This window comes from Pedobacter sp. (assembly GCF_035566355.1).
Taxonomy (GTDB): domain Bacteria; phylum Bacteroidota; class Bacteroidia; order Sphingobacteriales; family Sphingobacteriaceae; genus Pedobacter.
Window position 1 is genome coordinate 1 of the sequence record NZ_DATMRL010000536.1, and the last position, 11,085, is coordinate 11,085.

At 39.0% G+C, this 11,085-nt stretch carries 13 protein-coding genes; 2 read left to right on the forward strand and 11 right to left on the reverse strand.

Annotated elements, in window-relative coordinates; all coding sequences use genetic code 11:
• Window positions 1-74: 74 nt before the first annotated feature.
• Window positions 75-764, forward strand: coding sequence for a DUF1345 domain-containing protein (locus VNZ46_RS21005; RefSeq protein WP_325562278.1), 690 nt, complete (start codon window positions 75-77; stop codon window positions 762-764).
• A 41-nt stretch (window positions 765-805) separates the two neighbouring features.
• Here the strand turns inward: VNZ46_RS21005 and VNZ46_RS21010 are convergent, their stop codons facing one another.
• From VNZ46_RS21010 to VNZ46_RS21045, 8 genes are all read right to left on the reverse strand, one after another.
• Complete coding sequence (locus VNZ46_RS21010) at window positions 806-1,996, reverse strand: chromate transporter (protein WP_325562280.1); 1,191 nt, start codon at window positions 1,994-1,996, stop codon at window positions 806-808.
• Between the two features lie 15 nt (window positions 1,997-2,011).
• Window positions 2,012-2,455, reverse strand: coding sequence for a hypothetical protein (locus VNZ46_RS21015; protein WP_325562282.1), 444 nt, complete (start codon window positions 2,453-2,455; stop codon window positions 2,012-2,014).
• A 127-nt stretch (window positions 2,456-2,582) separates the two neighbouring features.
• A complete protein-coding gene (locus VNZ46_RS21020; RefSeq protein ID WP_325562284.1) occupies window positions 2,583-3,440 on the reverse strand; it encodes a chromate resistance protein ChrB domain-containing protein in 858 nt (285 codons plus the stop codon).
• Window positions 3,441-3,468: 28 nt separating this feature from the next.
• Window positions 3,469-4,356 (reverse strand): dienelactone hydrolase family protein, encoded by an 888-nt coding sequence (locus VNZ46_RS21025; RefSeq protein WP_325562286.1) that lies wholly within the window; start codon window positions 4,354-4,356, stop codon window positions 3,469-3,471.
• A 92-nt stretch (window positions 4,357-4,448) separates the two neighbouring features.
• Window positions 4,449-5,195, reverse strand: coding sequence for a GNAT family N-acetyltransferase (locus tag VNZ46_RS21030; protein ID WP_325562287.1), 747 nt, complete (start codon window positions 5,193-5,195; stop codon window positions 4,449-4,451).
• A complete protein-coding gene (locus VNZ46_RS21035) occupies window positions 5,192-5,641 on the reverse strand; it encodes a DMT family transporter (RefSeq protein WP_325562289.1) in 450 nt (149 codons plus the stop codon). The genes VNZ46_RS21030 and VNZ46_RS21035 overlap by 4 nt, the downstream gene beginning before the upstream one ends.
• Window positions 5,642-5,676: 35 nt before the next feature.
• The gene (locus VNZ46_RS21040) at window positions 5,677-6,291 is read right to left on the reverse strand and encodes a Crp/Fnr family transcriptional regulator (RefSeq protein ID WP_325562291.1); all 615 of its coding nucleotides are present in this window, start codon (window positions 6,289-6,291) and stop codon (window positions 5,677-5,679) included.
• Between the two features lie 84 nt (window positions 6,292-6,375).
• Entirely contained in the window at window positions 6,376-7,053 is a 678-nt protein-coding gene (locus VNZ46_RS21045; protein ID WP_325562293.1) for a winged helix-turn-helix domain-containing protein, read from the reverse strand.
• 179 nt (window positions 7,054-7,232) lie between these two features.
• Here VNZ46_RS21045 and VNZ46_RS21050 point away from each other — a divergent pair, with 179 nt between their 5' ends.
• A complete protein-coding gene (locus VNZ46_RS21050; RefSeq protein WP_325562295.1) occupies window positions 7,233-8,555 on the forward strand; it encodes an alpha/beta fold hydrolase in 1,323 nt (440 codons plus the stop codon).
• A 55-nt stretch (window positions 8,556-8,610) separates the two neighbouring features.
• Here the strand turns inward: VNZ46_RS21050 and VNZ46_RS21055 are convergent, their stop codons facing one another.
• The 3 genes from VNZ46_RS21055 to VNZ46_RS21065 all read right to left on the reverse strand — a co-directional run.
• Window positions 8,611-9,297, reverse strand: coding sequence for a hypothetical protein (locus tag VNZ46_RS21055; RefSeq protein WP_325562297.1), 687 nt, complete (start codon window positions 9,295-9,297; stop codon window positions 8,611-8,613).
• 35 nt (window positions 9,298-9,332) lie between these two features.
• Window positions 9,333-10,010 (reverse strand): hypothetical protein, encoded by a 678-nt coding sequence (locus VNZ46_RS21060; protein WP_325562299.1) that lies wholly within the window; start codon window positions 10,008-10,010, stop codon window positions 9,333-9,335.
• Window positions 10,000-11,085 (reverse strand): TonB-dependent receptor (locus tag VNZ46_RS21065; RefSeq protein WP_325562301.1); only part of this gene is annotated, 1,086 nt, incomplete at its 5' end. The genes VNZ46_RS21060 and VNZ46_RS21065, both read right to left, overlap by 11 nt.

The following is an 11,085-nucleotide window of genomic DNA, read 5'->3' on the forward strand; positions in this document are numbered from 1 at the left end:
TCATGCTTTGCTTTTATGGCATAATGGTTGAAGTAAAAAGATTGGTAGAACCTTAAATCAAATAGTTAAACATTATGGCAAATTTCATCGTTTTTCAATGGATTAATAGAATGGATAGTCATTATAGGTTATACTTATCTCTAGCGTCAGCTCTGGCAACCTTCTTTTTAACTTCTGAAGGATTTGCCTTTCCAATACACTGGATGGCAACTTGGCTGGCTTTTACACTTTCTAACTTGTTATTAGGTTGGATAACCATACTCTCTTCTCATCCCATTGAAGTCAGGAAAATTGCTAAAATACAGGACTCAAGCAGATTGCTGATTTTTATTTTCGTTATTCTTTCTTCTATCGTCAGTTTATGTGTTGTTGTTTTATTGTTGCATTCCTCTAAAGGACTTTCAGGAAAGGATCTGGTTGAACATACTATTCTTTCGATCGCCTCAGTAGTTTGTGCATGGTGGTTGGTTCACACCATTTTTACATTCAGGTATGCCCACCTTTATTATGGAGCACCTACTAAGTCCAATTCGAAAGCGAAGTATATAGAGGGGTTGGAATTTCCAAATGAAAAAGAACCCGATTATTTGGACTTCATTTATTTTTCCTTTGTAATCGGCATGACTTTTCAGGTTTCTGACGTACAAATTACCTCGAAACGTATAAGACGATTGGCATGGATGCATGGTATACTCTCTTTCGCCTTTAATACGGTTATAGTTGCGTTGAGTATAAATGTTATTTCAGGTCTTATACAACAATAAATATCAGTATGAAAAAAACTGGGTTCTTATAAATAATACCGTCAAAAAATGGGGTGGAGGCAACATGAAGATAATTTTAAGATCAATCCAATCACTGCTGAAATCAATATCAAATGCGGCTCTTTTGCCTTTTTAACATAAATCAGCGTCAGCATGGAAACTAGAGCAATCAATGCAGTGGGTATATCAATAATTGAACGCATGGCAATAATAATAACTGCACCAACCAATGCACCGATAACTGCCGCAGTAATACCATCAACAAAAGCTTTGATGCTCTGGTTTTTAGCTATCTTTTTAAAAGATGGCGCAAAAGCAACCGTAAAGATATAGCAAGGAAGAAATGTAGCCACTGCAGCGACACATGCACCAGGAAAACCGGCCACCAGGTAACCAATAAAAGCAACAGTGATCACTACTGGACCTGGAGAAACCATTGCTACGGCAACAGAATCTACAAACTGTTTTTCGTTGAGCCAGCCAAATTCATTGACTACACCACCATGAAGAAAAGGAACAATGGCCAGTCCGCTACCAAATACAAAAGTACCTGCTTTAAGAAAGAACCACCAGATTTCTTCTACTGTTTTTCCTTTATACTCCCAAAAACCAGTACCCATTAACAGCATTGAAGGAATTTCCGATGGCCTTTTAAACCATTTAGGTGGCGCCTTAACGATCATATAGATGAACCCACAGGCAATAAACAATAAGACACTTTCCTGTTGTGTGATAACCGTAACCACAATGCCTGCCAGGTAGAATAACCATAATAACCAATTAGATTTTATAGCCCCTGGTTTTAAGCTGCTAACAGATTTTAGAGTTAATTTATAAGCACTGATCGTAATAATTCCGATCACTGAGGCACTCACACCATAAAATACAGCCTGCATTCCTGGTAGCCCACTATAAAGTTTATAAGCCATACCGAGTAATACCACCATAATAAATGAAGGTAAAACAAAGGCTAGTCCAGCCAGAGTTGCACCCCAAAAACTATAATGAACAAAGCCTATGTAGATGCCCAATTGAGCAGCTAAAGGACCAGGCGCCAATTGGGCAAGGGCAAGGCCTTCTTTATACTCCTCTTCAGTGATCCATTTTTTGTTTTCAACAAGATCACGGTGCATATAACCTACCAAGGCTACAGGGCCACCAAAACCCCATGTCCCTAATTTTAGAAAATAAAGGGTCATATTGCTAAGCTTGTATATCGGTTTCTGTTTCATGATTTTATTCCTAGTTTAAAAGCCAACGCCAAACTGAAAACCTATCCCATAAGTACTTGCTGCATTATTTCCAAAGCGGGCAGGAAGCGGAACAGCAACAAAGAAATTGCTTCCTTTATTTTTCTTAATGATCTTATTAAAAACCGGGGTAAAACCATACCTGCCTGAGGTTTCAAAAGCCAACCGACCTGCAAAAGTAAAACCATCTCCAAGTGCAACTAAAACCCCAGGATGGAAAAGCACATTGTTGACTTTGCTTCCAGAACTAGTGGCTCTGATAAAAGGGACAATCTCACTACTGAAGCCAATTTTAGCACTCTTCCAGATATTGATGCCTATAGGCATTCCAACAGCATAACTGTCTTTAAAATTCGTATGGGTTCCATCCGTACTAAAAGTAACAATGGGATGGACGATTCCAACATATCCTGCTATTTTTGGATAAGTTTGTGTAGGCATTTGTTGTGAATAGCCAGTAAATGAAATTAAGAGACCGCTTATAAATAAGATTGCGAAGCAGGTTTTATAGGTTGTAATTTGCATAGCACAAGGCTACGAACCTTGGAGAAGATAAAATAGAATGGTTTTAACTATTAGCACGTATTTTACCTTTCAAAGTGCTTTTTTTGTACGCAGAGGGTGTTAAACTAGTTTCCATTTTAAAAATACGGGCAAAATGGCTTTGGTCGGAAAATCCTGTCAGATAAGCAATTTCGGATAGAGAATAGCCAGAAGTTTCAATGAATGCAACTGCTTTTTCTATCCGGAGCTTTCTAATGTACTCTCCAAAGGAAAGGTTATCAAAATACTTGGAAAATTCTCTTGAAACATAAGCAGGATTTACATTTAATTCCTGCGAAATACCTGTTAAACTCAACGCGAGGTTGGTATCAATCTGGTCTTGTATGATGGTTTTTAGTTCAGTTGCCCAAGCTGGTATTTTACCTGCGGTCCCTTTCTTAAGGAATTTTTGGTAAACGTCGACGAGTAATTGTTCTACCGGGCTTTCAGTGTGTTTGATGTTTTGTAGATGCTTTGCCCATGTATATAGAGCATCGTAGATTACAGTTCCCGCCTGGAGTAATTCTACATCATCTTTAATGTTATAAGCCATGCCAGCAGCAATTGCCCATAATCCGGCACATTGAGTAGAAAGGTGGTGCTGGTCTGTATCTGCACCTCTAACAATTGGTGCCATTGCATCAAGCGCGGGGTCATTTAAATTGTATTTTTTAATTAGTGCATCAAAAGTACATTGATCTTTTTGATGTGTAAGTTCAACGCCTGGAACATCAAAAGGTATCGCATTTAATTCGTCTGCTTTTTCAATAACCTGATCGAACGGAACGTAGAAGAATTGCGCGTCCATGTCAATAAACTTTTTAATTAGCCAGGGACAAGCAATGCGGTCTATTTTTGGTCTTTCACGGGTGATCCAATTCATTTTTCCTCAGTATATAGCAAACTTAAGATTATTTTAATTCCATTTTAAAAAAATCAATTGTTCGTTTCCATGCCAGCTCTGCTGAAACTTTGTCGTAACGGGGGGTAGTATCATTATGAAAACCATGATTGGTTTTGGGATATATATAGGCTTTGTATTTTTTTTCGCTTGCTTTTAAGGCTGTCTCGTAAGCCGGCCATCCAGCATTATAAGCCGTATCTAATTCAGCGTAGTGCAGCATAAGAGATGCTTGAATTTTAGGCACATCTTCTACAGCTGGCTGCCCACCGTAGAAAGCCGTTGCTGCTGATAAATCAGGGATTTGCACGGCCATAATATTTGCAACTGTTCCTCCAAAACAAAAGCCTACAACACCAATTTTACCATTGCATCTTTTATCGTTTTTTAGATATTCATATGCTGCAATAAAAACCTCAAACATTTCACCAGTGTCACGTTTATCATGCATCTGCCTGCCTGCATCGTCGTTACCAGGATAGCCGCCAAGAGGTGTTAAGGCGTCAGGTGCAATAGAAATAAAACCAGCCAAAGCAGCCCTTCTTGCCACATCCTCGATATGCGGGTTAAGCCCCCGGTTTTCATGCACAACAACAAGTCCGCTGAGTTGATTATTTGTAACAGCTGGCATTGACAACAATGCATTTATGTTCCCGCCACCTTTGGGAGCATTATAGTTGATGTATTCAGATTTTAGTCGCGGATCGTTTTGCTTTACCTGTACCGTACTATTGTATTTAGGCATAATAAAACCCAACAACGCAGAAACAGTCAAGCCGTTTACGGCGTATGTCGCAAGCTTTTGTTCAAAGTCTGCTCTATTTAAACGGCTGTGCACATAATCATCATAAAGGTCAAAAACCTCTTGTTTGATGTCTTCTTTCTTAATTTCTTTCATATTATCGAATGTCGAGTTTTCCTGCTTGTATATTTTTACTGCTGTTCACAAAACAACGAAGCAGGTTTTCTTAATTTATTTAGATTGAGGTGCTAAATATTCTGATCCAGAATATAGTTTTTAAGAACAAAATCTTCTTTAAAACCGAGTTTACTGTACAGTCCCTTTCCCATTACCGAAGCTTGCAAAGTGATATGGGATGCACCCAATATGCTTGCACGGCTAAGTACGAACTCCATAATTTCTTCTGCAAAACCTTGCCGTCTTTGATCAGGGATTATCCCAATACCATGAATACCAACAATATTGCCAGTTCGATAAATTATTGCTGTTCCAACCGGTCCTTCCTCATGGATTGCTAAATAAAATTCAATGTCACCCCATGTTTTTTTAACAATTTCTTCACTTATTCTATATCCAAATGCTTTAGAGTATACCTCTGCCCATAGTCCAGCCTGATCTGCATTAACCACCTTGTTGAAATTTAACCGGAGCTGTTTTTGAGGCCACTCCTTTAATCTAAGCGACATCCCTATCTGTACTGATTTTTCTTTAAATCCGGCTTTCTTCAATAGGTGATCAGAAATACTGTCATCAATGTTCCAACAAGAAACGGTTATGGGTTTTGGTGTTGAAAATAGTTTATCCTTAACCTCGTCTATAATGCTTTCAGTGATGCTTCCGTTAAACCATAACCTATTCGGCCAGTCTGAATTTTCGATATAGCAATAATTAAAATCATTTAACAAATAGCATGAATCAAATAACTCTGCTGCTTGCTGCCAGATCGAAGTTAGGTTAATGATATTCGCCTGTATAATATTGTAACTTTCTTTCATTTTATTTTAATAAGTAGTATACCTGCCAGTAAACAAACAATGCCTAATAGCTTCTTTATGGTTAGAGGCTCTATTTCCATATTTAACCAACCAAAATGACTTGCTGCCACTGCGAAAATTAATTGACCGGATAAGCCTAAGGAAATCATTGTAGAGAAGCCTAATTTGGGGATAGTAAAGTAGTATAAGCTTATGCCCAGAACACTAAAAAGTCCTCCGGTAAACCAGAGATAAGCTGGAACCTGTTTAACGGTTGCTAAACTGGGCTGCGTTTTAAAGCTCAATGTAGCAATAACCAGGGCAAATACCATACCGCTGGCATTTTGTGCGAGCGATGCTAAAATCGGTTTTTTCAATATAACACCTAAATTAGCGTTTAAGCTTGCCTGGACAGCTAAGAATGCACCGCCGATAAACGCCAAACAAGAAAGCAAAAGTTTATTCATGATGCAAAGGTAAATTGGAGAATTTACAATGCTCTTTACATATGTTGACTTTGCTCTTTTTTTAAATCTTTTCTGATTCTGCTCAACTGAGTTGGTGTGATGCCCAAATGTGAGGCAATGTGCTGTAAAGGAATTCTTTTATCCACGTTGGGATATTGTTCAATAAATTTTAAATAACGGATGGTTGCGTTCTCTAAAACTATAGATACTTCCCTTTGTTCTTTTTCGATGATCCAGTTGCGTTCAAGGTAGGCAATGTAAAAATTTTTGAGATCTTCATTATTATAAATGAGCTCCTGGTATTTATTGTAATTAATACTGATCAATACCGAATCTTCCAATGCTTCAAGGGTAAATGTTGAAGGCGTTTTTTGAATGGCTGATACCTTTGAGCCGGCAAAATCTCCCTCCAGGAAAAGATTTTTATTATAGCTGTTGCCGTTAACATCTGTACAAAAGGCTCTTATTGCACCTTTGCAGACAAAGTAAGTTTTACGGGAGATTTGACCCTCCTTAAGTATGATTTCATCTTTTTTGAACGTTTGGAACTCGATATTTTCTTCAATAAGTGACCATGACTTATCCGAAATTGGAAAGTAGCTGTTAAATTTTGATTTTAAATCCGATAGGTGGGTTTCTTGGTTTATCAAATGGTAATTTGTCAATGGGTTAATTTTACAACTAAAAATATCAAAAAATGATTCATTAAACTACAATGGCTTTCAAACAGCCGCTTAGTTAAATTCTAAACCGAGTTGTTCAAATAATTCTTTCTTTCCTTTAAAAGTAATTTGCAGAGCACGTGAATTTTCTGTACGCCGCATCAGGTCTTCTTTTAAAAAAAATTGAAGCAGGGACGAGCCGAGTGAACCAGCGAGATGAAATCTGCGCTCTGTCCAGTCAAGACATGGTTTTGCGATTGTTCGTTTTTGGGTATTAAATAATCTGGTGTTTATTCCAATTCTTTCAAAGAATATAATACCCGCTGGTGTTATCTCAAAACCATCAGGAAAAGATTTCAGATAATCTTTTTTAATCAATTGGTCAGTAATCGCTACGCCTACCTTTCCAGCGAGATGATCGTAACAGCTTCGACAGTAACTAATGGGATCTTTACGTAATGTAACATTCTTTTTTAATTCCGGTGCGGGCACAAGTGCGCCCATAGCTTCAATAGCATATGCAACTTCCATTCGGGAATAGCTATAGTAACGGTGTCGGCCCTGGCAAGACACTTTCAGAATATCAGCGTCGATCAGCTTACTTAAATGCATACTGATATTGGGCCGCGAAAGGTCAGCAAATATAGAAAGTTCGGTGGCTGTATAGGCCCTGCCATCCAGTAATGCCCAGAGTATTTTTACCCTTGACGGGTCACCGATTAATGCAGCTATCCGTTCGAGTTCCTTCATATCCATGGCTCAAATATAGTGTAGTTGTTTTATTCACAGTTCATCGGAGATTGAACTGTGAATAAATAATTGCTTTCATCTTTGGAAAAAAAAGATTTGATGAAAAAGCTGTTAATGAAGTATCACCAACATCACTTTTTAATATGCATATTCAAGCGTAAACCTTAAACTATAATTCTATGAACTTTGAAACGATTCGCATTGAAAGCCATATACATGGTCTGGAAATAGGTCTTTTGCATTTACCTGCAAAAACGATAACCGGACAGTTGCCTGTCCTTTTCATACACGGTTCATCCTTTCCCTCGGAACTTTCTTTTGGCTTCCGTATGAGCGGAATGTCATGGATGGACGATCTTGCACAACGCAATTTTGATAGCTATGCAATTGATATGTTGGGATATGGTAAGGCTGACCGTTATCCCCAGATTGTAAAACAGCAAGTAAACGGCAAACCTCCGGGCATGGCAGACGAAGTTTATAAAGATGTCGATAAAGCCGTGGCTTATATTTTGAACAAAACAGGCGCCAAGCAACTTATCCTTATCGGACACTCCTGGGGTGGCTCGGTTGCTATGCTGTATGCAGAAAATCATCCTGAAAATATTGCAAAATTGACACTCTTTGCGCCGGTAACTTTGGGGAAAACTGCCGACAAACCCGGGAATATTACAACAGCTTATGCACGTATGACGCCGGATGAGCGGGTAGACGCCATGAAAGACCTTACACCGACTGGAGAGACTTCAAGACTCGAACCGGAGATATTTAAAGAATGGAAAAATATATGGTTAAATTCTGATGCGAAGGTAAAAAAGACCGATCCCGAAAATGTATATTTTCCTGCAGGTCCCTTACAGGATCTGGAAAACCTGCAACATGGCATTAGTTATTACGATCCATCAAAGATTAGATGCCCAGTACTGGTTATCCGGGGCGATTGGGATAATTATCCAAATGATCAGGATGCGCTTGATCTGCTCGATTCTATGAAAAGTTCGCCCAATAAGCATTATGTAATTATCGGGCGGGGTACGCATGTATTGCATCTGGAGCAAAGCAGGCATCGATTATACAGGGAAGTTGGTAATTTTATTTCCGAGACTAATGGTAACACCAGCAAAGTTTTTCATAGCATTTCGGTTATTTTTGAAGTGATACCAAATGATGGAAAAAAAGAGGAGTACCTGAATATTGCTGCCAAACTTAACCCTGAATTGAAAAAAATAGACGGATTTATATCTATAGAGCGGTTTCAAAGCCTAATCCATCCGGAAAAGATTTTATCATTGTCATTCTGGCGGGATGAAAAGGCAATATTAGCCTGGCGTAATCTTGAACTGCATCGGGAAGCTCAGACAGAAGGCCGAAACGGTATTTTTAAAGACTATCACTTGCGCATAGCCGATGTCGTAAGAGATTATGGTCAGTTTGACCGAAAGGAAGCCCCTTCGGATAGTCTTATTTTTCATCATTCCTCTTACCCAAGGAACAAAATATAGCCACCATTTTCTTTCTTGCAGGCTATAATTGAACGTTGGGTAAGAGGAACAAACTTCATTTCGTTTTCATAATGGCAAAGCCAATAGCGATCATCCATATATAGGAAATGAAACGAACGATAGGCAGCAATATAAATGCCTGTTGAAATATCAATCCGAAAAAGGAGAGTTCTGCCAATACGGCAAGCACTATACCTAACCAGGCTATCCACGCCGGACAGTATTTCAACAATAAACATGGAACAGAAATTCCTGCCATTAATAAGCCTAAAGGCAACAAATGTGCTATTCCGCCTGTTGCAAAACTCAGTAGCCGAAGTACGTACATAATGCCGGGTTGATCTGTAATTCCTGGTTGACACAGTACCCAGGTGAAAAGACTGGAAATGCTGACCCATACGGAAGCTGTTATTCCACCGAATAATGCGATATTCAGGCCGGCTGCATTTACACCCATTGTTTTTATTTTTGTGACAACAGCGGCTGTAAATAAACCCAATGGGATTGCGGCCCCAAATTGCAGAAAAGCATTAATTTTTAGCGCCCATGGGAAGTCACGGGTCAATTCCTGGATTTTTCGAATATCGGTAAATGGGGAGGGTAATATTGATCCATTAGATAATAAAGGCACAAGTGCAATACTAGCCATAAATAGAATGACATATACGAGGGCTGTAATGCCGGGATGAGGCCCCCGGTATTTTTGCCCTGAATGAGCGGTTTGATCTGCTGTAATATTCATTTTAATATAGTTTTTAAATCGCGTAATAGAAGGTTTTAGTTGTCACATTTCAACATATAATCCTTATTTTCCTGCTCTCCCCAGTACGGGTGCAGGGCAGAAAAAGACGCTCGTTTTTTATCAAATAGTAATTTGGCCTTTTCAAAATAAGGTTTAGCCTTTTTCTTACCGCCACCATACAATACAGGTTTGTTAAATATTGGGATTCCCTGCAGATAATAAATACGGGGATTATCTGGATTTACTTTTTTGGCTTTTTCAAGATTTGTATTCATAATATCCAGGTATTTTTTCCAGCGATTTGCTGGATCAACCAAGAATCTGGAAAAAGCAACATAGGCTGTCAACACCAGGCTTTCGTCATTGGAAGCGTCAATGGCATTCATGATATTCAGATAATTCTCGGCCTGGTCTAATAGCTGGTCTTTCCGCTTAATATCCGGTTCTTTTATGGCTATGTAAGCATTGGCATAAGCAGCATAGTAGTTGGCTGCCCATTCTTTTGGCCACTTAGAGGCAATTCGATTGAACTTATTATTGGCCTCAGCCATAGCTGGAATACTTGTAGCTGATTGCAGGTCTTTATAACCTGCATTTAGTGAAGTTTCAATGTTTTGTGCTTTTAGTGAGACTGCCGAAAGGGAGAAAAGCATAACTCCAAGTGCAGTGTTGATCATTGTTTTCATTTTTCTGTTGTTTATTTTATAGTTCATCTTTTTTGAATTCTGAGATTGACAGGTATACACCAAAAAAAATAGCCCTGTATTGTGGAGGAAGCACCGGGTTTTTGAAACGTCCATCTGTCGAATAGCGGTAACCCAATACATTTTTGTAGTTGCTGAGGTTGTCAATATTGACATACCATGCAGCAAACATCTTTTTAATATTTGTCAGATAACTTGCTTTAAAAGACAGATTGTGATATGCAGGAGACTTTTCATTTAAAAATGAGGTAGATGATGGATTATAATAAGTTCTTCCGCTGGCGTAATTGTACCCTACAGAGAAAACAGTATGCAACTTTTCCGGATAATACTTGGTAACAAGATTGAAGTTGTGTTTGGAAACAAAATCAGGAGTAGCAGATGAAGGATAGTTTTGATAATACCTTTTTGTATCAATGAAGCTGTAGGTGATCCAATAATCGAAATTTTTTACGGAAGACTTATCCCGCCAAAAAAAATCCATCCCCCTGGCATAGCCATATCCGGAATTATTTACCATTCCAAGATCAAAGCGGTAAGGGTTAGGACTATACTTGGTTCCAATTTCCCTAACCAGCTTGCTATAGTCTTTATAAAAGGCTTCTATTCGAAGGGACCGGTTGCGTTCTATCCATTCATAATTGACAAGATAGTGAATGGCTTTTTGTGGTGAAGGCCGGTAACCTTGTAACAAGTACAAAGTTGGAGGGGACTGGTAAAATATACCGCTTGCTACTCCTAATTGGCTGTGTGCCGTTATTTTGGCCGCTAAAGAAAGCCTCGGTGCAACGTCTCCCTTTTCTGACAATCTGCTGTATTCGGTTCTTAGGCCGGGTTTGAAGGCAAGCCATCGCAAAGGTTTGTACTCGGCCTCCAGATAAGCCGCTATCAGAGTTTCGCTAAATTTTCCCTGATGTACATCGAATTGTTGTGCATAAGAATAATAGGCTACTTCTGTTCCTGTGGTTACTTTAAACTTGTTTGCCGCTTGCCAGCTGAGTTCCGCGCGTAACTGATCGCGGTCATCATCTCGGGTGAAAGTGGTATCGCTCCATTTTATGTGGTCACTATTTTTACTGAACGC

Bases quoted from the DNA above. Each gene is read 5' to 3' on its own strand.
- VNZ46_RS21005 (WP_325562278.1), top strand. From the start codon at position 75: ATGGCAAATTTCATCGTTTTTCAATGGATTAATAGAATGGATAGTCAT.
- VNZ46_RS21010 (WP_325562280.1), bottom strand. From the start codon at position 1,996: ATGAAACAGAAACCGATATACAAGCTTAGCAATATGACCCTTTATTTT.
- VNZ46_RS21015 (WP_325562282.1), bottom strand. From the start codon at position 2,455: ATGCCTACACAAACTTATCCAAAAATAGCAGGATATGTTGGAATCGTC.
- VNZ46_RS21020 (WP_325562284.1), bottom strand. From the start codon at position 3,440: ATGAATTGGATCACCCGTGAAAGACCAAAAATAGACCGCATTGCTTGT.
- VNZ46_RS21025 (WP_325562286.1), bottom strand. From the start codon at position 4,356: ATGAAAGAAATTAAGAAAGAAGACATCAAACAAGAGGTTTTTGACCTT.
- VNZ46_RS21030 (WP_325562287.1), bottom strand. From the start codon at position 5,195: ATGAAAGAAAGTTACAATATTATACAGGCGAATATCATTAACCTAACT.
- VNZ46_RS21035 (WP_325562289.1), bottom strand. From the start codon at position 5,641: ATGAATAAACTTTTGCTTTCTTGTTTGGCGTTTATCGGCGGTGCATTC.
- VNZ46_RS21045 (WP_325562293.1), bottom strand. From the start codon at position 7,053: ATGAAGGAACTCGAACGGATAGCTGCATTAATCGGTGACCCGTCAAGG.
- VNZ46_RS21050 (WP_325562295.1), top strand. From the start codon at position 7,233: ATGAACTTTGAAACGATTCGCATTGAAAGCCATATACATGGTCTGGAA.
- VNZ46_RS21055 (WP_325562297.1), bottom strand. From the start codon at position 9,297: ATGAATATTACAGCAGATCAAACCGCTCATTCAGGGCAAAAATACCGG.
- VNZ46_RS21060 (WP_325562299.1), bottom strand. From the start codon at position 10,010: ATGAACTATAAAATAAACAACAGAAAAATGAAAACAATGATCAACACT.